General features: G+C 57.7%; 20 protein-coding genes. 11 read left to right on the forward strand and 9 right to left on the reverse strand.

Annotated elements, in window-relative coordinates; translation table 11 throughout:
• Nucleotides 1-29 precede the first annotated feature (29 nt).
• Both A3OW_RS0119050 and A3OW_RS0119055 read left to right on the forward strand, forming a co-directional pair.
• Nucleotides 30-1,145 carry an alkene reductase gene (locus tag A3OW_RS0119050; protein WP_020565054.1) on the forward strand — a complete coding sequence of 372 codons (1,116 nt, stop codon included), beginning with the start codon at nucleotides 30-32 and terminating at the stop codon, nucleotides 1,143-1,145.
• A gap of 294 nt (nucleotides 1,146-1,439) precedes the next feature.
• Entirely contained in the window at nucleotides 1,440-2,489 is a 1,050-nt protein-coding gene (locus A3OW_RS0119055) for a chemotaxis protein CheB (RefSeq protein WP_020565055.1), read from the forward strand.
• A gap of 109 nt (nucleotides 2,490-2,598) precedes the next feature.
• Here A3OW_RS0119055 and A3OW_RS0119060 read toward each other — a convergent pair whose 3' ends face one another.
• The 3 genes from A3OW_RS0119060 to A3OW_RS0119080 form a co-directional block, all read right to left on the reverse strand.
• On the reverse strand, nucleotides 2,599-3,762 hold the full coding sequence (locus A3OW_RS0119060; RefSeq protein WP_020565056.1) for a zinc-dependent alcohol dehydrogenase: 1,164 nt from the start codon (nucleotides 3,760-3,762) through the stop codon (nucleotides 2,599-2,601).
• Between the two features lie 145 nt (nucleotides 3,763-3,907).
• Nucleotides 3,908-4,519 (reverse strand): hypothetical protein, encoded by a 612-nt coding sequence (locus tag A3OW_RS0119070; protein WP_020565058.1) that lies wholly within the window; start codon nucleotides 4,517-4,519, stop codon nucleotides 3,908-3,910.
• Nucleotides 4,520-4,973: 454 nt separating this feature from the next.
• A complete protein-coding gene (locus tag A3OW_RS0119080) occupies nucleotides 4,974-5,360 on the reverse strand; it encodes a hypothetical protein (protein WP_026223734.1) in 387 nt (128 codons plus the stop codon).
• A 12-nt stretch (nucleotides 5,361-5,372) separates the two neighbouring features.
• On the opposite strand from A3OW_RS0119080, the gene A3OW_RS0119085 reads away from it, so the two are divergent.
• The gene (locus A3OW_RS0119085) at nucleotides 5,373-5,648 is read left to right on the forward strand and encodes a cupin domain-containing protein (RefSeq protein WP_020565061.1); all 276 of its coding nucleotides are present in this window, start codon (nucleotides 5,373-5,375) and stop codon (nucleotides 5,646-5,648) included.
• Between the two features lie 344 nt (nucleotides 5,649-5,992).
• On the opposite strand, the gene A3OW_RS0119090 is transcribed toward A3OW_RS0119085, so the two are convergent.
• The gene (locus A3OW_RS0119090) at nucleotides 5,993-7,171 is read right to left on the reverse strand and encodes an MFS transporter (RefSeq protein WP_020565062.1); all 1,179 of its coding nucleotides are present in this window, start codon (nucleotides 7,169-7,171) and stop codon (nucleotides 5,993-5,995) included.
• Nucleotides 7,172-7,385: 214 nt separating this feature from the next.
• Here A3OW_RS0119090 and A3OW_RS0119100 point away from each other — a divergent pair, with 214 nt between their 5' ends.
• Entirely contained in the window at nucleotides 7,386-7,736 is a 351-nt protein-coding gene (locus A3OW_RS0119100; protein ID WP_020565064.1) for a DUF488 domain-containing protein, read from the forward strand.
• A gap of 14 nt (nucleotides 7,737-7,750) precedes the next feature.
• Here A3OW_RS0119100 and norR read toward each other — a convergent pair whose 3' ends face one another.
• A complete protein-coding gene (norR, locus tag A3OW_RS0119105; protein WP_020565065.1) occupies nucleotides 7,751-9,310 on the reverse strand; it encodes a nitric oxide reductase transcriptional regulator NorR in 1,560 nt (519 codons plus the stop codon).
• Between the two features lie 423 nt (nucleotides 9,311-9,733).
• On the opposite strand from norR, the gene A3OW_RS0119115 reads away from it, so the two are divergent.
• The 4 genes from A3OW_RS0119115 to A3OW_RS0119130 all read left to right on the forward strand — a co-directional run bounded on the left by A3OW_RS0119115 (nucleotide 9,734) and on the right by A3OW_RS0119130 (nucleotide 15,148).
• A complete protein-coding gene (locus A3OW_RS0119115; RefSeq protein WP_020565067.1) occupies nucleotides 9,734-10,705 on the forward strand; it encodes a hypothetical protein in 972 nt (323 codons plus the stop codon).
• Nucleotides 10,705-12,300: an MFS transporter gene (locus tag A3OW_RS0119120; protein ID WP_020565068.1), complete on the forward strand. Its 1,596-nt coding sequence runs from the start codon at nucleotides 10,705-10,707 to the stop codon at nucleotides 12,298-12,300. Before A3OW_RS0119115 ends, A3OW_RS0119120 begins: the two co-directional genes overlap by 1 nt.
• Nucleotides 12,300-13,853, forward strand: coding sequence for an efflux transporter outer membrane subunit (locus tag A3OW_RS0119125; protein WP_020565069.1), 1,554 nt, complete (start codon nucleotides 12,300-12,302; stop codon nucleotides 13,851-13,853). The genes A3OW_RS0119120 and A3OW_RS0119125 overlap by 1 nt, the downstream gene beginning before the upstream one ends.
• A 98-nt stretch (nucleotides 13,854-13,951) precedes the next feature.
• Entirely contained in the window at nucleotides 13,952-15,148 is a 1,197-nt protein-coding gene (locus A3OW_RS0119130) for an HlyD family secretion protein (RefSeq protein ID WP_026223736.1), read from the forward strand.
• Nucleotides 15,149-15,249: 101 nt separating this feature from the next.
• Here the strand turns inward: A3OW_RS0119130 and A3OW_RS0119135 are convergent, their stop codons facing one another.
• Both A3OW_RS0119135 and A3OW_RS0119140 read right to left on the reverse strand, forming a co-directional pair.
• The gene (locus tag A3OW_RS0119135) at nucleotides 15,250-16,137 is read right to left on the reverse strand and encodes an aldo/keto reductase family protein (RefSeq protein WP_020565071.1); all 888 of its coding nucleotides are present in this window, start codon (nucleotides 16,135-16,137) and stop codon (nucleotides 15,250-15,252) included.
• Between the two features lie 224 nt (nucleotides 16,138-16,361).
• Entirely contained in the window at nucleotides 16,362-17,036 is a 675-nt protein-coding gene (locus A3OW_RS0119140; RefSeq protein WP_020565072.1) for a transaldolase family protein, read from the reverse strand.
• Between the two features lie 336 nt (nucleotides 17,037-17,372).
• On the opposite strand from A3OW_RS0119140, the gene A3OW_RS0119150 reads away from it, so the two are divergent.
• Nucleotides 17,373-17,696, forward strand: coding sequence for a hypothetical protein (locus A3OW_RS0119150; protein WP_198291337.1), 324 nt, complete (start codon nucleotides 17,373-17,375; stop codon nucleotides 17,694-17,696).
• A 188-nt stretch (nucleotides 17,697-17,884) separates the two neighbouring features.
• Here A3OW_RS0119150 and A3OW_RS0119155 read toward each other — a convergent pair whose 3' ends face one another.
• Both A3OW_RS0119155 and A3OW_RS0119160 read right to left on the reverse strand, forming a co-directional pair.
• A complete protein-coding gene (locus A3OW_RS0119155; RefSeq protein WP_020565075.1) occupies nucleotides 17,885-19,537 on the reverse strand; it encodes a SulP family inorganic anion transporter in 1,653 nt (550 codons plus the stop codon).
• A gap of 207 nt (nucleotides 19,538-19,744) precedes the next feature.
• The gene (locus A3OW_RS0119160) at nucleotides 19,745-21,097 is read right to left on the reverse strand and encodes a cytochrome P450 (RefSeq protein WP_020565076.1); all 1,353 of its coding nucleotides are present in this window, start codon (nucleotides 21,095-21,097) and stop codon (nucleotides 19,745-19,747) included.
• A gap of 422 nt (nucleotides 21,098-21,519) precedes the next feature.
• Between A3OW_RS0119160 and A3OW_RS0119165 the strand changes: the two genes are divergently transcribed.
• Both A3OW_RS0119165 and A3OW_RS25435 read left to right on the forward strand, forming a co-directional pair.
• On the forward strand, nucleotides 21,520-22,314 hold the full coding sequence (locus tag A3OW_RS0119165) for a hypothetical protein (protein ID WP_020565077.1): 795 nt from the start codon (nucleotides 21,520-21,522) through the stop codon (nucleotides 22,312-22,314).
• A 250-nt stretch (nucleotides 22,315-22,564) separates the two neighbouring features.
• Nucleotides 22,565-23,005 carry a Uma2 family endonuclease gene (locus A3OW_RS25435; RefSeq protein WP_020565078.1) on the forward strand — a complete coding sequence of 147 codons (441 nt, stop codon included), beginning with the start codon at nucleotides 22,565-22,567 and terminating at the stop codon, nucleotides 23,003-23,005.
• Nucleotides 23,006-23,220: the final 215 nt, after the last annotated feature.

Raw genomic sequence — 23,220 nt, forward strand, 5'->3', positions numbered from 1 at the left:
GCCGATCTGAATTTTTCCGGAGCTTGAAAATGACCAAAACCGCCCCTGCCGATACCGATTTGTTCGATCCCGTGACCATAGGCGCCTGGCGATTGGCCAATCGCATCGTCATGGCGCCTCTGACCCGTTGCCGGGTTAACAACGACGGCGTGCCGGGGCCGCTTCAGGCGACCTATTACGCCCAGCGCGCCGGCGCGGGGCTGATCATCAGCGAAGCCACCAATATTTCCTGGCAGGGCCGCGGCTATGCCTTTACTCCGGGCATTTTCACCGGCGCGCAGGTGGCCGGCTGGCAGCGGGTCACCGAGGCTGTGCATGAAAAACAGGGCAAGATCCTCTGCCAGCTCTGGCACGTCGGCCGTTATTCGCATCCTTCGCTGCAACCGGGCGGCGTTTTGCCGGTCGCGCCGTCGGCCATTGCGCCGGAAGGCGATACCTTTACCGAGCAGGGTTTCCGCAAAGTGCCGACGCCGCGCGCGTTGGAGACCGAAGAGATTCCGGACCTCGTCGAGCAATACCGCCATGCCGCCGAATGCGCCAGGCGAGCCGGTTTCGACGGTGTAGAAATCCATGCCGCCAATTGCTACCTGCTCGATCAGTTCATCCGGGACTCCACCAATCGCCGCACCGATCGGTACGGCGGCAGCATCGAGAACCGGACGCGCCTGGTGCTGGACGTCGTCGAAGCGGTGACCTCGGTCTGGAGCGACGGCAGCCGGGTGGGCATTCGCCTGGCGCCGGTCACTCCCAATACCGGCAACACGCCGCTGGACAGCAACGTGATGGCGACTTACGGCTATCTGATCGAAAAGCTCAACCCGTTCCATCCGGCTTACCTGCATTTCATCGAAGGCGCCACCGGCCAATCGCGGCAGGTGCCTTCGGGCGTCAGCCTGGAGAAGCTGCGCGCCTTGTTCCAGGGGCCATACATGGCCAACAACGGCTATACGCTCGAGATGGCCAAGGCGGCGCGGCGGAGCGGAACCGCCGAACTGATTTGTTTCGGCCGGCCGTTCCTGGCCAATCCGGACCTGGTCGAAAGATTCAAGAAAGGAGCCGCCCTGGCCGAAGCGCCGAGGGAAACGTGGTACGGAGGAGACGAGCGCGGCTATACCGATTGGCCGGCGATGACTTCGGAAGCCTGACATCGGCTACTGAGCCGGCCGGGACAAGCAGAACCCGGCCAACTCGTTAGGGACTTTGCCGGAATCGCGAAAACGCGTTGCGGCCGCCTCTTGTTCTTCTGACGAAATCCCTGATAGGCTCCATCTTCCCGAGCGTCTCGGAGCCGCCGATCCGTCGGAACGATACGATTCCCAGGAAAGCTTAACCGCAAGCGAATGAACGTTCGACGTCAATGAACCAATTGTTCCGTTACGGCGTCCCAATGATATCTTTCTTCAATCGAAGGCAACCAGAAGGAAAATGGGTTTGGTTTTATGCCGAAAAAAGGTCGGAACATTGTCGTTATCGGAGCTTCGGCCGGAGGTTTGGAGACCCTTGACCGATTGATCGGCCAACTGCCGGGCGAGTTTCCCGCGGCCATTTTTATCGTTCAGCACCTGGACCCCGCGCACATGCCCTCCATGCTGCTGCACAAATTAAGCGCATACAAAGCTTTCCGCTGCAAGATAGCGGAAGACGGCGAGGCATTCGGGCCCGGACAAATCTATATAGCCCCGTCGGATGCTCATCTGTTAATCAAGGAAAGCACGCTGCTTGTCCGGCGAGGCGCCAAGGAAAACCGCTACCGGCCGGCGATCGATCCTCTGTTCCGCTCGGCGGCGGTGGCGCATGGGCCGCGCGTGATCGGCGTTGTATTGACCGGAATGCTGGACGACGGCACTTCCGGACTGATGGCGATTCACCGGTGCGGCGGCGTCGCCGTCGTCCAGGACCCGAGCGATGCGCTGTACCCCGACATGCCCCAAAGCGCCATCAATAACGACCACGTCGATTATTGCGTGCCGTTAAGGGAAATGGGGCGGCTCCTGGACAAACTCAGCCGCGAGCTTCCGGACCCATCGGTTCCGATACCTGAAGACGTTCGGATCGAGGCGGAAATTGCCGAGCGTGTCCTTTCGGAAATTGCGGAAATGAGTGGGCTGGGCGCCTTGGTTCCTTACGCTTGTCCCGGTTGTGGAGGCCCGCTTTGGGAGATGAAGGATGAGAAAGGGCAACGGTTTCGCTGCCACACGGGCCACACCTTCACCGCCTTGGCGTTATTGGACGATCAGTCGAAAAAAATCGAGGAGACGCTGTGGACCGCCATAAGGATGTTCGAGGAGCGCAAGAATCTTCAGAAAAACATGGCGAATAAAGAAAAGCGTCCCAGATCGAAACAAATATACGAAAAAAGTTTGCAGGAAACCCAGGCCCATATCGACCGTCTTCGATCCCTGCTGCTGGCGGCGAACGGACAAGCCGGCGATGAATCGAATACGTCCCCGATTGAGCCGGCATCGCGCAGCCTGCCTGCCGACGACTAAGTCCGGGCGGCCGCGCTGCATCGCAAGGCCGAACGTTTCCGCTGTAAATCGGCCGGAGCGCATTGGCATGCTTCCGCCTTTCCCGGAAGGCTTGAACGAATAAGAACGGTTAAGGCTTCAACACGACCTTAACGCAATCTTCTTCTTTCTCCTGAAATATCTTGTAGGCATAAGGCGCTTCCGACAGCGCCAGGCGATGGGTGATGATGTCGTCCAGTTTGACTTTACCCTGCTCGATGTATTGCAGGAGCAGGTCGATGTATTTATGGACCGGAGCCTGCCCGCCTTTCAGCACGATGGCTTTTTCGAAAAACTGGCCCACCGGGAAATTATCGTAATAAGTCGGATAAACTCCGAGCACGGACACGATGCCGCCTCGGCGAACCGCGCTCATGCAGGCCTCCAGCACTTTCGTCGAGCCCACTTCGAGATTGACGACGGCTTTGGCTTTTTCCAGCATCGAGCGGCCGGGCTCAAAGCCGACCGCATCCACGCAGACGTCTGCGCCGCGCCCTTCCGTCATCGCCCGGATTTGTTCAACGACGTCCTTGGCGCCGTCCTTCCAGAGGATCGTTTCACAGCCCGCCGCCGCTTGGGCCTTGTCCAAACGATAGAGCAGAACGTCGACGACGATGACCTTGCCGGCGCCTCGCAGCCAGGCACATTTGGCCGCCATCAGTCCGACCGGACCCGAGCCGAAAATCGCTACCGTTTCGCCGCCCCTGAGCTCGCCCCAGTCGATGCCGGTGTATCCGGTCGGAAAAATGTCGGTCAGAAACAACACCTGTTCGTCGGTCAGATCGTCCGGCACCCGTCTCGGACCGAAATCGGCGTAGGGCACCCGCACGTATTCCGCCTGGCCGCCGTCGTAGCCTCCGTACAGGTCGGTATAGCCGAACAGGCCGCCGCCTTTTTCCGTCATCACCCCACCCTCGGGACCGTAGTGGTCGGGATTGGAATTTTCGCAATGGCCGGGCAAATGATGAGTGCAAAAGAAACAAGTGCCGCAGGCAATGGGAAACGGGACCACGACCCGGTCTTCCCGCTTGAATTTTGTTACCGCCGGACCGACTTCCTCGACGATGCCCATGAATTCATGGCCCATCACCATCGGGCGCAGTTGCGGCAGGCCGCCGGAATAAATGTGCAGGTCGGAGCCGCAGATCGCCGTTGAGGTGACTTTTAAAATCATGTCCCTGTCCTGACGGAGCGCCGGGTCGGGGACCGTATCGCAAGAGATCTTTTGGGGGCCGTGTATTCGGACGGCTTTCATGGCGTACCTCCGGTTGGAAAACTAAGGTCAAACAGACAGTTGATCAAAAGACGAATGCCCAAGGCCGGCTGATGTTGCGAACGGCCGGCATCAGGCGCAATCGGGCCGGCTTTTCTTCCGTTTGCCGGCCCACGCGGCCTCTTTGCTATCGATTCAGGCCGCTGCCGCCGGGAATGGCGTCCCTCATCATATTGTCGCCGCCGGGGCTGACGGTATCCTGGTTGATGTTTTCGGTATGGGGAGCAGGGCCGCTGTTCATCTTTTCCGTGTCAAACGTGGTATCCCGGGGCGTGCCCTGGCCGCCGGGCGCGTTTCGTCCTGAAGTAGTGCCTTGGTTTACGAGCCGTGCCGGGGGAACTCCCCGGTTTGTGTTTTGGCCCGAGGCAGTACCCTGATTCATTCCCTGACCGACTTCCGGCTCATCGCCTGAAACCAGATTCCGGTAGCGCTGCACCGAACCTTGCTTCGGCTGAGTGCCGCTGTATTCCGGATGCGGCTTGGTGCCTCTGCCGGCGCCCTGCTTTTGGGTGGTCGGTACCCCGCCGCTTCGGCTCTGCATGCGGGTGTCCGCCGATTGCAGGGTTTGAGGGCTCGTTCCTTGTTGTTCTCGAGCCTCGGCAGGATGGCTCAGATAAAATAAGCTGGCTCCGAAAATGATCGGCAGCCACAGTTTTTTTATCGCCAATTCAACCGGTTGGGCCGCGAAAGCGACGTTGGCCGCGGCTGCGGTATGCGATCGGGTTGCTTTTGCTTTCATGATGGTGTCCTCTATGGAAACTATTGCGGCAGCCGGTGCGAATTAAAGCAGCGTCTTGCAGCAATAAGGCTGAGTGGTTTCGGATCCGGCCGGGCTAGCGGCCATGCCGCTCAGCAAATTGAATAAGAACTCTATTACCGTTGATTACCGGACTGTATTGCCGTTTATCCCGGAATTTAGCCATAGATTAATGATTTATCCTGTCCGGATCGGTGCGTTGTCCCACATTCACGAAAAAAACGACGGTGCTCTGCAATAGACGCCCTTTGCGGGCGGAAAGGGAAGGGTTCGTGGATTTCTTACACCACACTTGCCGGATTTGAGAAGAACGTTTACAACGAGTAGCGCTGTCCGGTCGGAATCATCAAAAGGCCGAGCTGTCGGTTTTTTAGCCATGCCGCGACGCGAAACGCCAACAGAAAAGCGATGATGAGTAGATAAAAGACGGGTTCGCTCAAGTCGCCCTTGAGCTGTCAGAAATAGTGCAGCACGGCCAGAAAGGAAGCGAGATGGATCCAACGGTGCAGTTTTTTCCGGCGCGGCGTAAAGAACTCGAGCCCAGGAACCGTTTGCTGCTCTGATTCCAGCGAGGATGCGGTACGGTCGGGTTGACGTTGGCGTAAAAACCGTATTCGTCGGGAGTGTAGTTATTCCAGGTGGTTATCGGCGCCTGTTTCAGCAGGTCGACATTGACCAGAAACGCCGTCGTATTCGTGACGAACGACTGTTTGTCGACGCAGGCAGGAAAACGCCGGGAAAAACGACGGTCGGGCGGATAATCGACAAGTATCCCCTCGGGTTTGCCGAATAGTGCTAAAATCGGCGCTCGATTACACTTCAATTCAGGAAAGACATGACAAAAATCACGATTGAGCACAACCCCAGCGAAGAGCGTTTACAGAAACTGGGCGTGGCGAACTGGTCCATCTGGGAGAAAGAAGTCTCCAAATTCCCGATCGATTTCGACGAAACCGAAACCGCTTATATTCTGGAAGGCGAGATTCTGGTCACGCCCGAAGGCGGCGAACCGGTGCGCATCCTGCCCGGTGATCTGGTGGTATTCCATGAAGGCTTGAACAGCCAGTGGGAAGTGGTCAAGCCGCTGCGCAAGCATTACAGCTACGATTAAGCGGTTTGACGTGTTCGCATGCCTTTTTTCGGCTTGCAATGAACAAATTGTCGGCCATCTTAAATTTGCGAACATTGAGGTAGGTTGAGTTGGCGGAGACAACCCAACAGATCTCGTTATCAATGGTTGGGTTGCCGAACAGCAGGCAACCCAACCTTGTATCTTAATTCTCGTTATGGTTAGCTACCATGACTTGGGACAGCAAGTAGCAAGTAGCCCGGATGCAACGCAGTGACATCCGGGGATTTGATGCACAGAACTCCCGGATTACGCAAAGCTCCATCCGAGCTACGCTAGCTGGCTTTTTCCCGGAAAGCCGGCCTTCCGGAGGAAAATCTTGCCGTTCAATCCCTGCCGAAGCGAAGCAGTATCACTGCCAGGCCGGAAAATCCGGCGCCGGCATAGAAAGTCATTGCGGCACCGGCATGGTCCCAAAGCCATCCGGCCAGAAGGCTGGCCGCGAGCATGCCTAAGCCGGTCACGAAATTGAAAACGCCGAACGCAGACCCTTTCAAATCCGACGGAGCGGCATCAGCTACGAGAGCCGCCAGAATCCCTTGGGTAAACCCCATGTGCAGGCCCCAGAAGGCCACGCCGATCAGCACCAGGCAGGGAGAAGCCGCCACCGCCAGCAGCAGGTCGGCGCAAGCGAGCAGAAGGAGCCCTGCCGACAGCAGGGCATGCCTGCTCCACCGGTCGGACAGAGCGCCCGCGGGATACGCCGACAGCGCATAAACGACATTCATCACCACCATCACCATGGGCAGCCAAGTGAGGGTCAGGCCCGCCTGTTGCGCGCGCAACACCAAAAACGCTTCGCTGAACCGACTCAGCGTAAAAACTCCGCCGATGGCGACGATGTGCCAGTAGGCGTGGGAAAAACTGTTCAGATAAACCATTTTGACCGGCGACCGAAAGGCATGCCGCCCTCCCGGCGCTTCGGTCTCCTGGACTCCGGCAAGGATCAACAGGACGGCGGCCGCAGCAGGGACAACGGCGAACCATAGTACGGCCTTGATGTTATCGTGATGGAGATAAAGCAATAAAACGGCCAGCAAGGGCCCCAAAAAAGCGCCTGCCGTATCCATCGACTGCCGGAGGCCGAAACAGGCGCCTCGGATTTCCGGAGGTGCGACATCGGCCATGAGCGCGTCGCGGGGTGCGCCTCGAAGGCCTTTGCCGATCCGGTCCAGAAACCGGGCCGTAAATACGGTTTCGATCGAACTTGCCAGAGGGAACAAGGGCTTGGTCAGGGCCGACAGGCCATAGCCCAGCAAGATCAGCCGCTTGCGATATCGGAGAAAGTCGCTCAGGGAACCGGAAACGATTTTGATCATTTGCGCCGCCGCTTCGGCAAAACCTTCGACAAGGCCGACGGTCAAGCCGCCAGCGCCGAGAGAGCCGACCAGAAAGACGGGCAGCAGGCTGTGGATCAGCTCGGACGAGACGTCCATGAACAGGCTGACGAAGCCCAATACCCATACCGTGCCGGGAATCGCCGGCCGCCGTTGTTTGCGAGTCATAACCAAAGTTTCCTGTCATCAGTTGTTTTTTCTCGAGGTGTCAGGAGAAAGGCAAGGAGAGCCCGAGCCCGCCCGAATGCTGACGAGTTAAAGCCGCCGCGCAGAGCAAATAAAGATCACGTCTTTTCCGGAGGGACGAAGCAACCGGCAGGAACGCTTCGGCAGAAATTCGGGTCCGAGGAAACGTTGACCTTGCAAATTCCGGTAAATCATCATGACACTTTTACTGAAACGGGTCTATGACCCTCCTGAAGAACATGACGGCGTGCGCATTCTGGTGGACCGGCTTTGGCCGCGCGGGCTTTCGAAAGAGGAAGCCGGCATTGATTACTGGGCCAAAAACGCTGCGCCGTCCAACGAGCTTCGCCGCTGGTACCGGCACGAGGAAGAAAAATGGCCCGAATTCCGAAGCCGTTATCTGGACGAACTGAGCAACAACCGGCCGGCGGTTGAAGATTTGATCGGCCGACTCGGCCGAGGCAACGCTACGCTGCTTTACGGTTCCAGGGAAACGGAGCGCAATAACGCGGCCGTTCTGAAGGATTATCTGGAAACGATGCTGTAACCGGCGCCCGAATCCTACTTGATGCCCAGGCGCTTGGCCAGGCGGTGCAGGTTGCCCCGATCGATGCCCAGGCATCTTGCCGCTTCCGCCCAATTTTGCCGGCATTGGGCGAGGGTGGCGAGAATCTGCGCCCGCTGGAAATTCTCGACCGCCTGGGCCAGCGGCACCGCTTCGCTTCGATCCGCCGGAAAATGAAGAGAAGCGGGCGGCAAGCGGGTTTCCGCCGCAATACCCAGGTCGGCGGGCTCCAGCACGACCGTTCGGCCTTGCTGGGAGGATGCGCGAAGCACCGCACGCAGGATGACGTGTTCGAGTTCCCGGACATTGCCCGGCCAGGCATACGCTTTTAATTCCTCGACGGTGGCCGGCTGCATCCCGACCGCTTCGAGTCCTAGACGGACCCTGGCCTGGTCCAGGAAATAGCGGGCCAGAAACGCAATATCCTCGACCCGCTCTCTCAACGGCGGCACGGTCAGAGGATAAACGCTCAGCCGGTGATAAAGATCGGCCCGGAACCGTCCTTCCTTGATTTCTTCCAGCAGCCGCCGGTTGGTGGCGGCAATGATCCGGACGTCGGCTCTTAGGCTCTTGTCCGAACCCAGCCTCTGAATCTCGCCGAATTGAACGGCTCTGAGCATCTTCGCCTGAATCGACAGGGGCAATTCGCCCACCTCGTCGAGAAACAAGGTCCCGCCGTCGGCCAGTTCGAATTTTCCGATACGGTGACCGGTCGCGCCGCTGAACGCGCCTCGAACGTGGCCGAACAGCTCGCTTTCCGCCAGGGTTTCGGGAAGCGCGGCGCAGTTGACGTAGACCAATGGCTGGTCGGCCCGCGGCGAGCGCGAATGGATGATGCGCGCGACCACTTCCTTGCCGACGCCGGTTTCCCCAAGCAGCAATACCGTCAGCTCGGACCGGGCGACGATGTCGATCTCCCGGCTTAGCTCCTGCATGACCGCGCTGTCGCCGAGTTTCTGGCTGCTGCGCCGCAACACGTCGTTGACCAGCTCGCTGGCCACCAGCTCGCTGTGCCGAGTCTGTTTTTCCAGCGTGCTGATATAGGTCTCATAACGCAGAGACACGGTGGCGATCGCGGCAAACACCTGAAAAATGCGGTCGTCGATGTGATCGAACGCATCCGGTTCCGGCGCCAGGACCAGCAGCACGCCGAACAGGGTGTTTTCGTTGTAAAGGCCGCAACCCACGCAAGATTGAGTAAACGATTTGCCCGCCTGACCGGTCAAAAACATCGAGTCGAAAGGATCGGGCCTGAGGTTCCCGTCCTGAAACCGGACAGGCAGCCGGGAGCGGATCGATTCCACCAGATAGGGATACCGTTCCGGTGGATAGGTTCGAGTCATGGCCTGGGGCGAAAGCCCGAAAGTCGCCACCGGCACCAATACTTCGTCCTGATACCGGAGCAGAGCGCAGGCATGATTCCCGGTGACTCGGGCAAAAATATCGAGAAACTTGGCGTAGCGGTCCTGTACGGAAAGATTCGCCGTCAGGCTAAGCACCGACTGGTGAAAAGCTTCCTCTACATCAATTAAATCGAATGCTTCGGATATTTTCATTGACTGTAGTCAATTTGACTTCTTTGTATCGATTCGACATCATTATGCGTTATGACGTTTTAAGGTAAAACTACTGCAAATTATACGCGAAAACAGATCTTTAACTATTCAAACCGGCTGTTTGGCGAAGATCGAACAGCCGGATGGCGATGTCATTTCGACATCATCGGCAAAATTGAACAAATAAATATTTTAATATCAATAACTTATTATTTGGCATTCATTTTGCTAACTTAATGCATAACGGCTCGACGGGATTATTGGTTTTCTTCCATGCGCGATAAAACGCATCGTCAAATCCCGAAGATCCGGAATGGGAAGATCGGTGATTCGAAAGCTTCACACAAGGAGGAAACGCTCCCGCCGGGTTCCGGCGGCGAATGGCCGATCCGCTAAACCAATAAGAACAACAGGTGTACAGCCATGAGCAATTTATTCCATACAACATTGTTAAAAACAAGCCGGGCCGGGGTGAATTCTTCTGCATCCGGTCCTTTCAATCGGTCGTTCGTTAAAGCGATCGGACTGCCGCTTGCGCTGGCGCTGCTGCTCGGCGGCTGTCAGGCGCAGGCGGTCAAACCGGAGGCCCAACAGTTAAGCCGACTCGGCAGGATTCTGGTGGTGCCGGTCGAGTCGCCGCCGCTCGAAGTCATCCCCGATCCGATCCGGAGCCGGGCTCCCGTCTACGGGCAGTATCAATATGAAACCGTTCCTTCAACCCTGTTGATGAACAAAAAACTGTACCGGAATCAGGGCGGCATCCTGATCGCAGGACTGGTCGCCGAATCCGAACTGACGGAGGCGGACGGTTCACTTCAAATAAGCGACTTGACGGATCAGACCGAGGCTCTCGTGCCGGCCACTCAGGCATCCGCGTATTGGTCGCCTTCACGGATGTTGGCCCAGGATGCGGCGGAGCAATTAACCACCGATCGGCTCAAGGCCACGTTAAGCGATTCGTTTTACCGGCTGCCGATGCCGGGCGGAGACCGGGCTGCGGAACAGGGCGCCTGGCGCGAAGCGATCAGCCGATGGTATGAGCAGGACCGCTCGTCCGTCGATTACCGGCAGGCGGATTTGAATCGGATCGACGCCGTGCTCGAGGTCGGCATCAGCTCCTACCGGATTTTTGAAAATCAGACCTCGCTGAAGGTTCTGGTCAAGCTGGTCGATCCGGCTACCGGGCAAGTCATCGGCCGGAGCAGCGCCCAGACTCAGGCCGCGGAAGATTCGGCGAAATCGTTGCTGAGTCGGGAATCCGAACGATTCAAGACGCTGATCGCCGGGCTCGGCAGAAAGCTTGTCGCGCGGAACTTGAGCGAGCTCGGGCTGCCGTTTCGGCAAACGTCGGGCAACAATCAAGTCGCGCTGACCCTGAACAGGCCGGCGGCCTGATGGCGATCGTTTACGCCGAACCCATTCGCGGCTGGCGTTTTATCCTGTTCAACGCCGTGCTGGCGATGGGCCACATGATCGTTCTGTTCAACATCGGCTCCTATATCGTCATGATGCCCCATGTGGTCGGCGAGCTGGAAGGGGTTACGCCCAGCTTCGGCACCTGGGCGCAAACCGATTTCATGATCGCGCTGGCGCTGGCTTTTCCGCTGAGCCGCCGTTTGTCGGGAAAGTACGGCGCCTATCGAGTCTTCGTCGCGGCGTTTTTTATTTATGCCTTTGCTTCGATATTGTGCGCGATCAGCGACAGTCTGTGGCTGTTTGTGCCGGCCCGCATTCTGCTCGGCTTGGCCGGAGGAGTCACGCTGCCGGTCGGCCAGTCGCTGTTGCTGAAAGAATACCCGGAGCATTTGAAGCTGCTCGGGTTGGGCATTTGGGGACTGGTCACGCTGATGCCTTTTACCGTCAGTTTTGTGATCGGAGGCACGATTGCGGACGAACTGGGCTGGCGTTATCTGTTTTATCTCAATGCGCCGGTAGCCGTGTTCATCGCCGCGACGACCGGAGCCCTGCTGGCCGGGCGGGGCTTCGAGCGCAGCCATGTCCGTTTCGACACGGCCGGTTTCATCCTTTTGGCCCTGATCCTCGGCGGCGTCCAGACGATACTGAATCTGGGCAACGACTTCGACTGGTTCGATTCGCCTTTGTTGCGCTTCGTACTGCTCGTGGTCCTCGTGGCCTTGCCTTGCTTTATCGTCTGGGAGCTGGGAGAGCGCCATCCGGTATTCGAAATACGGCTTTTTGCGCGCCGGAATTTTGCCATCGGCACTTTTTGTCTGGTGACCGGATTCTTGCTGATCCAGGGGTTGATGTCGATGTTTACCGTGCAGCTTCAGTTGCTGCTCGGTTATTCTTCCACCCTGGGCGGCCTGGCGTTTCTGGCGATGGTATTGCTGGCGCTGCCGGTAGCGGTGATCATGCACAAATTCTCGTCGAATTTCGACGCTCGTCTCTTGGCTTGTTTCAATCTTCTGGGTTTCTCGCTGACTCTGCTCTGGATCGGCCGGTTTGACGAACCGGCGTCGTTTGACCAAATTTTCTGGCCGCTGTTGCTGCTCGGCTTGTTTCTCGGTTCGTTTTTTCCGCCGCTGACCAAACTGACTCTGTACGGATTGTCCGGCACTCAGGAACTGAGAGCCGCCGAAGGAACGGGATTGCTGCGCATCGCCGGCGGCGCCTTCGGCATTACGCTGCAGGGAGTCGGCGTCTTCCGCCGAACCCCTTCCCATCAACTGCAACTGGCGGATACGTTCGGAGGGCGGCGCTTTCCCGCCCTCAACCTGCTGGAGGAATTTTCGGCGCAACTGCGTGCCGCCGGTTTCACCGACGAGATGATTCACGCCAAACTGGGCGCCGTCATCAAGCAACACGCCGCGATTCTGGCCATGAACGACGATTTTTTGCTGTCCGGCTACATCTTTGCCGGGTTGGCGGCGCTCGTCTGGCTGGCCCATCCGCCTTACCCGCGCGTGCACCCTACTCTGAAAAAATCGGTCGACGATCTGCGGGCGGAAGAAATGATGGAGGGGCCGTAATGCGCTTGTTCAAACCGGTTATCGGTTGCCTGTTTCTGATCTCGGGCTGCGCCTGGATTCCGGAAGGGGACAAGCCGGCCGAGTTCATGACCGCGCCGTCCATGGACCATGCGTTGTCCGAGTTTCACGAAAAGCAGGCGACCGCGTCTTTGGAACGATGGCCGAATGAACGGTGGTGGCAGGAGTTTGGCAGTTCCGAACTCAATAGTCTCATGGCAAATGGGCTGAAAGATAATCCGGGATTGAAAGCGGCTTCGGACCGGGTGCGCGAGGCGGAAGCGCTGGCTCGAGTGGAAGGATCGAGACTGCTGCCGTTCATCGACGCCGATGCGGACGTCGCCTACGAAAGAGTTTCGGCTCATGGCCTTTTTGCCGCGCTCAACCGTAAAGAAGCGGCAGGCGCCCACATCGTCGCCAGCAAAATTAATCTTTTAAACTTCCGTTACGAATTCGATTTCTGGGGAAAAAACCGCGCGGCATTGGAGGCATCCCTGGGCGAGGCGGCAGCCGATAAAGCCGAAATGGCCGATACCCTTTTACGGCTGACTACCGCCATTGCCCGGTCTTATTTCCGCGGCGTTGCACTACGGCATCAGCTCGATCTGGCGACGGAGATGGTGAAACTGCGCCAGGATCTGCTGGATATAAGTGAAACCCGTTTAAGACTGGGACTGGATTCGGTCGATCCCGTCAAGGAATCTTCCATTAATCTGGAACAGGCCAGAAAGCGGGAAGCGTTGACTCGTGATCAATTGGATTTGCAACGGAATCTTCTAGCCAAACTGATCGGCAAAGGACCCGATTCGACGCAGCATCTGTTCCTCGACAAAGTCAACATTCCGAGAGATCTGGCTTTACCCGACAAATTGCCTCTGGAGCTGCTCCGACACCGGCCCGACCTGACTTCCGCTCTGTTCAGGGCCGAAGCGGCGGCGCAACGGATCAAGGAAGCCAAGGCCCGGTTCCTGCCCACGATCGACTTGACCGCCTTTGCCGGCGTGAACGCTCTCAGGCTGACCAAAGGCGCCAGCACGCTGGCCAATGTTCTGTTCTCGGGTTCCAGCGTTGCTTACGGCGTCGCCCCCGGTCTCAGACTGCCTCTTTTTGAAGGAGGTCGTTTGCGAGCCGAATTGTCGGCTCAACGGGCCGAATACGACAAGTCCGTGGAGCTGTACAACGACACCTTGTTGCACGCGATCCAGGAAGTCGCCGATAGCTTGAGCGGTTGGAAAGAATCGCTTTCCATACTGGAAGCGCATGGCCGTTTAATGTCTTCGCAACGCAAAAACCAGGAGCTGGCCGAGGATCGTGTCCGAGCCGGACTGGACGACCGGCGCGAGTTACTGGACCGGAGGCATGCCGTACTGGAACAGGAATATGTCTTGAAAACGCTCGAAACCGACCATTTGGCGGCCCGCGTGGATTTGATCGAATCGCTGGGCGGCGGCTATTCGAAAGAAATAGAAATCATCCAGCAACTGATCAGGCACAAGCCGGAGCATCCCGAAGGCTTCGACTTGTACAAGTGGCTGATATTTTCGCAAAAGGAGTGAAGCCGTGCCGTGCCGTTCTTTTGCGAAGCTCCACGAATCTCAAAACCTTTTTCATCCTATAAAGCAAACTTTCGTTTACTGTTTCAGTATTCTCATCTATGAATGTATCTCACAGGACTATTCGCGCCCGCCGCAAGCGTTATTTGCAGTTGGTTCTTTTAGCGTCGTTAGCAGGAGGCTTGATCTATGCCGGGTTCTGGTGGTTGCATGCCCGCCATTGGGTGGTGACTTCCAACGCCTTTGTTTCCGGCAACCTGATTCCGGTTGAAGCGGATGCGACCGGCATCGTCACGCAGGTTTTAACGGAGGAAAGCCGATATGTCAAAAAAGGCGAACTTCTGGTTCAACTTGACCGGCACCGGGCGCTGACCGCGTTGAACCAAAGCGAAGGTAAGCTGGGCCAGACCACGCGGGAGATCGGCGCTCTTTTCGCGACGCGCCGGCAGATGTGCCAGAAACTGATTGCCCGTTCGGCCAGTTTGAGCCGCGTCCGCCACGACGTGGTCCGCTTGCGGCAAGCCGCTCCCAACGGTTCGGTATCGGAGCAGGCATTGCAAAACGCCGAGGACGAAATGGCGGCCCTGGACGCCCAAAGGCTGGAAGCCGAGGCCGAATTCAATGCCGTGGAAGCCCGGGTCGGAGGCACGACGCCGAAGCGTCATCCCGACGTGGAAACCGCCAAACATAATTTTATAGCCGCCTATCTGGAATATGCTCGGCAGCACGTTTATGCGCCGGCTTCGGGCTATGTCGCCAAACGCAAAGTCCAGGTCGGCAACCGGGTGCAGCCGGGCGATCCGCTGATGACCATCATTCCGCTGGACCACCTGTGGGTGGAAGCCAACTTGCGGGAAACCGAGCTGATGAGGGTTCGTCCGGGACAGGCGGCGGAAATCGCCGTCGATCTGTACGGCAGGCATCTGACCTTTCACGGCACCGTCGAAGGGTTGGTGCCCGGCACCGGCAGCGTCTTCGCGCTGTTGCCGCCGGACAATGCGACCGGCAACTTCATCCATATCGTTCAGCGGGTGCCGGTGCGCATTGCGTTGCGCGCGGACGAAATCCTGAAAAATCCTGTCCGGCCCGGACTTTCCACCGTCACTTCGATTCACGTCGAGGAATCCGAACGGCCGCCGGGAGATTCGCTGGTGACCGTTTCCAGCCGGGAATACGCCACCGACATCTTTGCCGGCGAACTGACCGAGGCGGAAAAGCGCGCGGAAAAAATCATCGAGGATAATTTGCCTTTCTCAAGCGATTTCGCGGAATACCGCTGCCATGCAGGCGAACGCTAGAGCATTTGCCTATCGCGTGCCGGAAAGACCTGCCAGGTTTCAAAAATCTGGCAGGTCTATTATTGCCCCACGTCCGGCCGTACGCTCGAATCAAATAGGCTCTAGGGGCGCGATAGCGGCTTGGTGAAAGCAATTTGTTCGATCGTCTCCATGGCCGCCTCGTCGAGCTCCATATCGTAGGCGGCCAGATCGTCGGCCATGTGACCGGGGTCGGTCGTGCCGGTCAGCGGGATCATTCCGCTTTGCAGGGCAAAACGAAAGACGAGGCGGGTCAAGGGGCAGCCCAGCCGCCGGGCAATCGCCTGAATCTCGGGCCGGGTCAGTTCCAGCGCATTGGCGGTCAATAAAGAGAAGCCCTGGTAAAGGATGTCGTGAGTGCGGCAAATCCGGCGAATCTCGTGGTCCCAACAGGTGTAGGCGTAACAGCGGTTCTGCACGAATGCCGGCTTGACTTCGGCCAGCTCGATCAATTTTTTGAGCTGGTCGAGCTCGACGTTGGAGACGCCGAGCAGCCTGACCGCCCCCGACTTCTGCAGGGTTTCCATGGCCCGCCATACCTCGCAGTCGGCTTTGGACCATCCCAGGGCAGTCGCAGGAGCATGCAGAATGTAGGAATCCAGGGTGTCCGTCTGCAGATGCTCCAGCGTGCTTTGAAAGGATTGCTTGACCTGAACGGCATACTCTGCAAGGGGATCGTAGGGGATTCGGTGATCCTGGCCCGACGCAAAGGTAAATTTGGATTGCAGAAAAAGATTGCTGCGTCCGAGCCGGCCTTCGGCCAGAACCTGACGCACCGCTTCACCGACGCCCGCTTCGTTATAGTGACGGCGCTGGTTGGCGGTATCGATGCCGAGAAATCCCGAATCGAGAGCCTTTCGGGTCAGCGCTTCGGTTTCGTCTTCTTTCCAGGCCGTTCCGTAGAGAAAGGTGGGAATATCGACCCCTCTGTGCTCGATAACCCGGTCGATCGGATGAGTAGTCAGTGCCATGATAATGCCCTCCAGTACCGATTTTAGACCTTGAAAAGCCGAAATGTATCCTTTCCGAAGCGTTCCGGAACGTCTTTATTTTAGGCAGGATAAGGCGGATTCAAGAGGAAAAGGCGCGCAATTCGGGATCGCCTTTTGCCGTCACGCCCTATGAAGGCATGGGCGCAGTAATAATAGTGACAATGGCCGATGGGCCGGGAAGTCCCTTTCTCATTTCCTGCCGATCAGCTTTGAAAAGACAGCCGATTGCCGAACGCCTCGTGCCATTCGCGGGAAAACTGGCTAACGGCCGCGGGAACCGCCGGATGCTTCAACATTTGCTCGGCAACGTCGACCGGGATCGTGATTGCGCCGACGCCCAGTTTCAATACCTCCATCACCTGCTGGGTATTTTTGAAACTGGCCGGCAGCAGCTTGCAGGGCAGATGGTGTCGGTCGATCAACAACTGCAAATCCGCCACCACGCCGATGCCGTCCGCGCCGATCATATCGATGCGGTTGACGTAGGGCGCCAGGTAATCCGCCCCGGCCAATGCCGCCAGAAAGCCTTGATGCGAACAATAGATGGCCGTCGCCAGCACCTGATGATTCAGGGCCTTTATCTTGCGGATCGCCGTCAGGCCGGATTCGGTGGCGGGCACTTTGACCACGACGTCGTAGGGCAATCGGTTCAGTTCGGCCGCTTCGTTGACCATTTCCTCCACCGATTGGCTGACCACCTGGACATGAAACCGAGCCTCGGCGCCCAAACTCCCGGCCAGCGCCGGCAACAACTGCTTCAGGCCGGTCGCCGATTGGGCCAGAATGGAGGGATTGGTCGTCACTCCCCGTATCGGCAGGCACGCATTGAACCGCGCCACCTGCCGGGCGTCGGCCGTATCCAGATATAACTCAAGCATGATGAAAAGTCCTGTAATCGCTATGAGGAAGAAGCCTATCGGTTCTTTCCTTCGGCGCCTTCGGGCCCTGCCGCCTCGAAAACCGCCCGGTTTAAAAAAATTTTAAGTTTAGCGATTTTATAATCGCTTTTCCCGACATTGCGCCGGCGTGAAATTTCCGGTCCGGCTCGAACAGGAGGCCGGCTTTTTCAAGAATACTCCGATATTCGGCATTTAAAATTTTTACCGCAAGCGCGATCATTATAAAATGGCGCGGCGGGCCATGCAGTTCCGGCAGTTAGCCGATCGAACGCGCCTTTGTTTACTCAACCGTTTGTATAAGGAAAAAACGACCCCATGAAGAAACTAATTCTAATCCCCAGCTTGATGATTGCCTTCATTTCCGCTCCGGCCGTCATGGCCGACGTCAACACGCCGCGCATCGATCAACGCGAAGACAAGCAGCAGGATCGAATTCAGCAAGGCATCCGGTCGGGCGAGCTGACGCCTCAGGAAGCGCATCGCCTGGGCGCTCAACAGTACCACATCAACCGCCTGGAACAGGCCGCCAAGGCCGACGGCGTCGTCACTCCGGGAGAACGGCGGCGGTTGATGCATCAGCAAAACATGGCCAACCGGAACATCTCCCGGGCGAAGAACAACCGCTACGATATGCATTAAGGACATGGCCGGAATTCATTTTCCTGCCAAAGACCTGCCAGATTTTAAAAACCTGGCAGGTCTGTGTTAGCCATGTAGAAGTTATTTTTGACCGTATCCTGAACGACAACCCAGCCGGGGCCGAAGGCCCGGCCCAGGTTCAGGCTGCGGTTCCACGGCGCCGAGCGGAACCTGATCCCTCGGCCTTTTTATTCTTTCCTGTCATCCGGAGTCATTAACCGGGCCGCCAGAGCGTGATCCGAAAACTTCTCCAGCGCCTGGCCGACGTGCCGGCAAGCGCCGCCCTGCGCCGTATAACGCTTGCAAAAATCATCAAGGAATTCCATTACCGTATGATCGATCAGATAGCCGTTCGAGAAATCGAAGACAATCGTCTGGCCGTCTTCCAGTCCTTCCAGCGCTTTTTTTAGCGGCAGAAAGTTGGAAAACAGCGCCGAACCCAGCAGCCTGACGGTGATCGTGCCGGGGCCTGTAGGCTCGATGCGGAAATGGATTTTGAACAAGTTGTTCAACCAGACGCCGCGCAATAAATGAATGCCGAATTTGACCGCCACGCCGATGGCCACGCCGGTCAGTAAATCGGTGGCCAGCACGCCGATGATGGTCGCCGCAAACAAACAGAACTGCTCCGTCCCGATACCCAGCACTTCGCTGAAGGTTTTCGGCGAGGCCAGGCGGTAACCGGTGTAAACCAGCAGAGCCGCCAGCGAAGCTTTCGGAATGCTGTGGATAAGGTGCGGAAACAAGGCGACGAAGCCGAGCAGAATCAGTCCGTGAAAAAAATTGGACCAGCCGGTTCTGGCGCCGTAATCGATATTGGCGGAACTGCGGATAATGTCGGCGATCATCGGCAGGCCGCCGATAAAGCCGGCTACCGTATTGCCGAAACCGATCGCGGCCAGCTCCTGGTCCGGATCGGAAGTGCGCCGGTACCGGTCCAGCTTGTCGACCGCTTTGGCACTGAGCAGGGTTTCCAGGCTGCTGACCAGGCAGATGCTGACGACCGCCCCCCAAAAATCCACGGTAAACGCCTTGGCAAAATCGGGAAAATAAAAAAACGACGGCAAATCGTCCGGAATCGCCACCAGAAAACGGTTTTCGATCAAATGCCGATGGCCGGCCGCAAGCTCCGCCTCCGATAAAAAAGGATGCCAATGTTCGTGCTGCAATCCGAAAAACTGCCCCAATCCGATGCCGGTCAACAGCACCACGAGCGGCGCGGGCACCGCTTTTAACTTCGGATGTTTCACCCAGGGCCAGAAAATCAAAATCGCCAGGCTGCTCAAACCGATCAGGAGAATGGTGGGTTCGGGATTGAACAGGCTGTGCGGAATTTGCGCAATCGTCTCCAGGATGCTTCCGGGATGCGGGCTGGCGCCCAGCATGACGTGGCTTTGTTTGGCGATGATGATGAGGCCGATCGCCGCCAGCATGCCGTGCACCACCGAGGCCGGAAAAAACGCGCTGAATTGCCCGGCCTTGTAAACGCCCATGAACACCTGCAGGGCTCCGGCGAGCATGATCGCCGCCAGCGTGTACCGGTAGCCGGCCAAGGCATCGCCTTCGCCGAGGGTTTCGACCGCGCTCAGAATGACCACGATCAGACCGGCGGCGGGACCGTTGATCGTGACGAAGGAGCCGTTGAGCCGCGACACCAGAAGCCCTCCCACCATTGCGGTGACGATTCCCGCCGAAGGCGGAAAACCGGAGGCGGCGGCGATGCCGAGGCACAACGGCAAGGCGATCAGAAAAACAAAAAAACCGGACAGAAGATCGCTGCGCCAGTTTTCCTTTAAACCGTCCAGTCCGGTTTTGGGTAAAGAATTGGAATATTTACTCACGGATAATCCTCGTCCTGCTAGATTGGCGGCAAATCCTTAACCGGAATTGCCGGCGTTGCTGATTTTTGCTTGAGTGTCTGTCCTCATTCCCCGGCAGACAGCCTTGAGAATCGGTATTCTAACACTCCCGGCGGGATAAATTGCCGATGCGGTCTTTATTAATTTCGAATCGATAATAACATAAAAGGAATCGAAAAGGCTCCGCCGTCAGCTTTCCGGCACGGAGCTGATCTTCAGGCGCAGGCCGCCCTTGGGCCGGACCGTCACCACCATTTCGATTTCCGGCTCCTGTTCCGTACAGAGCTCGAATCGGAAATGACGGATCAGCATCGACAGCAGCAAGGTCGTTTCAACCGTCGCAAAGTGGTTGCCGATGCAGAATCTGGAACCGATGCCGAAAGGCAGGAAATGGTATTTGTCCATTTTCCTGCCGAGAAAGCGCTCGGGATCGAAGGTTTCCGGCCGGTCCCAAAGCGCCGGATGGTGATGGATATTGAAAATGCTGACCAGGACCAGACTCCCGGCCGGCAGCGCATGATCCTGCAGGCGGGTGCTGCGGGTCAGTTTTCGTATGACCAGACCGGCGGGCGGCCTGTGCCGCAGCGATTCCTGCAACACGGCTTTGGTGTAGACCAGCCGGTCCGGTTGCTCGGAGATGGCCGCGCTTCCGTTTGCTATTGCCTTTGCTTCGGCCCTGGCCTTGTCCTGGCTCTCGGGGTGCCTGGCCAGCCAATACAAGGTCCAGGTCATCAGATTGGCCGTAGTTTCATGACCGGCGGTGAAAATGGTAAGCATTTCATCGCGCAGTTGCCGGACGTTCATCGCGGTGCCGGTCTCCGGGTCGGCCGCCGACAACATCCGGTCCAGCAGATCGTCGTGAATCCGGCCGTCCTTGCGCCGCTGTTCGATCATCCGGTAAATCACCGAGTCCAGGATCGCCAGCGACTTCCTGAATTGCCGATTGGCGAGCGTCGGCACCCACAACGGTGGAGTGAAGGGGTTCATCGTGGTTCGGGCCGCATGGCGCAGACAGGTGTCCAGAGCCGGGGCGATCGCATCGACCTCGTGCAGGACGCTGGTGCCGAACATCGTGCGGGTCAGCACTTCCAGCGTCAGGCGCATCATTTCGCCGGCCATGTCGACTTCGGCGCCGGGCGCGAGCATCTGCCAGCGCCGGATCCATTGTTCTCCGGTTGCGGCCATTTGCGGGCGCATCGTCTCGACGCTTCGCCTTTGAAAGACCGGCTGCAACAGCCGCCGTTGCCGCTGCCACAACGCTCCCGTGCTGGTCACCAGGCCCTGTCCCAGCACCAGTTGCAGGCCTTTCGGCTTGTCGGGATCGTACATTTTGACGAAGACGTCGGGCTGTTCGACCAATACCTGTTCCGCAAGATCGGGATGGCTGAGCAGGTAGAATCGCTGCAACCCCAGCCGAAAACCGACGATATCGCCGAAGTCGCGGTGCCAGCGGCTCATGCAGGCCAGAGGATCGGACCTGAACTCCGGCAGATGGCCCAGCAGCAGGCGGCCCTTGGGCGACGGGATGGTTTCGGTTGGCATCGGTACAATTCCTGGGTACGGGACGGAAACGATTTCCGGGGCCGAAAAGCCCAATACAGGCCAAGCCGGAGGAAATCGAAAAAACGCTAATTTACCCAAGGTCTGCATTTTTTTAAAGCAGGAAACATCCTGCGGCAAGCCGTGGCGGGTTTGTTTTCGCGGCGAGCCGGGACCGTTCGAGGCACGCGCCGAACCGCCGGGACGAAAAATTTGACTGCCTGAACGCTACGCTATACATTTAAGACTTATTAAAAACGTTTCGGCACAATCGGTTATAATAATTTGTTAATAACAAACGGCAATTCGGAAATTGGACCGAATCGATTTAAAACCGTCCCGTTGCCGCGCCCCTGTCTTGCCGCCGGGGTTCCAACCCGGGCCAATTTCAATCAGTCTAATTGCCCACGGGCAGGATTCATCTCATGACGACTCTTCGAACGATCTTTTTATCGGGCCTGCTGTGCTTTGCCGGAGCGCCCGCCCATGCCGACGCTCCCGCCGCCCATATTCACGTCATTGTGTCCCTCGTCGACAACGTCTCCCAGGGCATCGTGCCGGTTCCTGCGAAAATCGGCAACGGCAACGATCCCCGCTCCAATCTGTACTGGGGCGCGGCCTACGGCGTGAAAACCTTCCTGAGCAAGGCGGACGGCTGGCAAAACCTGGGCTGCCGGCCGGGCATCAACGATACGATCCTGGAGCGCTGCGACTTTGCCTGGCAGGACAAGCTCATCGTCACCGCCGACGCCTACCGCGGCAGCCGGATCGGCCAGGCGATGCTTGATTTCATGCAACTGGCGGCGACTCCGCCCGCGGCGGCAGCGCGTGAAATGGTCGTGTTCATCGGCCACGACGGCCTGATGGACGAACAACACCAGACCCTCGCGGAGCGGTTTCCGAAACATGCCGGGCACGGCAAGGAAGCCGTCGTTCTGGCCTGTCTGAGCGACGAGTTTTTCGCGGGCCATCTGGCGGCCGCAGGCGCCAGGCCGGTGGTCACCACGTTCAGCTTCATGGCTCCGGAAGCCTACGTGCTGGAAGCGGTGGCGAGGGGATTCGCCGAACACGCGAGCGAGGCCGAGCTGCGCAGAGCGGCAGCGAATGCTTACGCCAAATACCAGCACATCTCCGCCAAAGCGGGACAGTCGGTATTCGGCGAGCAGAGCCGCGCGGCGCCTTTGCGGCTGAGTTTAGGCTATGGCGGTTTGCCTCGCTAGGGCACGGCCTTGAGCTTTAGATCGAGCTTTCTATCCCGTTTTGAAGGCCGGTCAGGCCTCGAACGGTAGCCGAGGACGCTGACCCGGGCAATGCGGTTAAGTTGAGAAAAAATACACGGTAGGGTGGATAAGCGAAGCGCATCCACCGCACGGCCTACGGAACTTCGAAAGCCGGTCAAGATCTCGAACGATAGCGGACGCAAGGCAAGCCGGTTAACGGTATTTTCCATTTTTTCGGGGAGCTTTGTTAATGTTCTTCCTCGGCGTGAATGTCTTTCAAGCCGAACCCATTTGCAGGCGCGAGAGTCCTATCCAGTTTGCGCTTTATCGGGGTTTGAGATCGAATTATGAGCACTCTGCTTATTATCCCGACGTCATGCTGGTCTGCGACAGCCGGGACGACGAAGACAACTACAAACAAAGCCCCTGCTTTATTGCCGAAGTGCTCTCCCAAAGCACCGAAATAACCGATCGCCGCGAAAAATGTCTGGCTTATCAAAAAATGCCGAGTCTGCGTTATTACCTGCTGGCGAGCTCCGATAGCATGCACGCGGACTATTTTCAGCGCGATCAATCCGGCGAATGGCAAATGGCCATGCTGGAATCAGGAGAAACCCTGACGGTCGAGTGCGAAAGCTACCGCGCGGTTTTGACCTTGGATGATATTTACGAGGATGTGGTGTTCGATTAGGACCCAAACATTCAAAAAGGAGTCCATAAGGATCCCACTTGTCATCTTATAGCCAGCTAACGATTAAATCCCACCACTCTTTTCCGCCTTGTGTCCTGTCCGCCCAATCGCTCCGGCGATAGCCGATTGACTGCGACTTATTCTGACGCATGCGCCGCTTATACTGCCGTTCTGTTGAACCGACAAGACGAACATCATGCCCGACTATAATTTTT

Origin of the sequence: Methylosarcina fibrata AML-C10 (genome assembly GCF_000372865.1) — a bacterium.
Taxonomy (GTDB): Bacteria; Pseudomonadota; Gammaproteobacteria; order Methylococcales; family Methylomonadaceae; genus Methylosarcina; species Methylosarcina fibrata.

Bases quoted from the DNA above. Each gene is read 5' to 3' on its own strand.
- A3OW_RS0119050 (WP_020565054.1), top strand. From the start codon at position 30: ATGACCAAAACCGCCCCTGCCGATACCGATTTGTTCGATCCCGTGACC.
- A3OW_RS0119055 (WP_020565055.1), top strand. From the start codon at position 1,440: ATGCCGAAAAAAGGTCGGAACATTGTCGTTATCGGAGCTTCGGCCGGA.
- A3OW_RS0119060 (WP_020565056.1), bottom strand. From the start codon at position 3,762: ATGAAAGCCGTCCGAATACACGGCCCCCAAAAGATCTCTTGCGATACG.
- A3OW_RS0119070 (WP_020565058.1), bottom strand. From the start codon at position 4,519: ATGAAAGCAAAAGCAACCCGATCGCATACCGCAGCCGCGGCCAACGTC.
- A3OW_RS0119085 (WP_020565061.1), top strand. From the start codon at position 5,373: ATGACAAAAATCACGATTGAGCACAACCCCAGCGAAGAGCGTTTACAG.
- A3OW_RS0119090 (WP_020565062.1), bottom strand. From the start codon at position 7,171: ATGACTCGCAAACAACGGCGGCCGGCGATTCCCGGCACGGTATGGGTA.
- A3OW_RS0119100 (WP_020565064.1), top strand. From the start codon at position 7,386: ATGACACTTTTACTGAAACGGGTCTATGACCCTCCTGAAGAACATGAC.
- norR (WP_020565065.1), bottom strand. From the start codon at position 9,310: ATGAAAATATCCGAAGCATTCGATTTAATTGATGTAGAGGAAGCTTTT.
- A3OW_RS0119115 (WP_020565067.1), top strand. From the start codon at position 9,734: ATGAGCAATTTATTCCATACAACATTGTTAAAAACAAGCCGGGCCGGG.
- A3OW_RS0119120 (WP_020565068.1), top strand. From the start codon at position 10,705: ATGGCGATCGTTTACGCCGAACCCATTCGCGGCTGGCGTTTTATCCTG.
- A3OW_RS0119125 (WP_020565069.1), top strand. From the start codon at position 12,300: ATGCGCTTGTTCAAACCGGTTATCGGTTGCCTGTTTCTGATCTCGGGC.
- A3OW_RS0119130 (WP_026223736.1), top strand. From the start codon at position 13,952: ATGAATGTATCTCACAGGACTATTCGCGCCCGCCGCAAGCGTTATTTG.
- A3OW_RS0119135 (WP_020565071.1), bottom strand. From the start codon at position 16,137: ATGGCACTGACTACTCATCCGATCGACCGGGTTATCGAGCACAGAGGG.
- A3OW_RS0119140 (WP_020565072.1), bottom strand. From the start codon at position 17,036: ATGCTTGAGTTATATCTGGATACGGCCGACGCCCGGCAGGTGGCGCGG.
- A3OW_RS0119150 (WP_198291337.1), top strand. From the start codon at position 17,373: ATGAAGAAACTAATTCTAATCCCCAGCTTGATGATTGCCTTCATTTCC.
- A3OW_RS0119160 (WP_020565076.1), bottom strand. From the start codon at position 21,097: ATGCCAACCGAAACCATCCCGTCGCCCAAGGGCCGCCTGCTGCTGGGC.
- A3OW_RS0119165 (WP_020565077.1), top strand. From the start codon at position 21,520: ATGACGACTCTTCGAACGATCTTTTTATCGGGCCTGCTGTGCTTTGCC.
- A3OW_RS25435 (WP_020565078.1), top strand. From the start codon at position 22,565: ATGTTCTTCCTCGGCGTGAATGTCTTTCAAGCCGAACCCATTTGCAGG.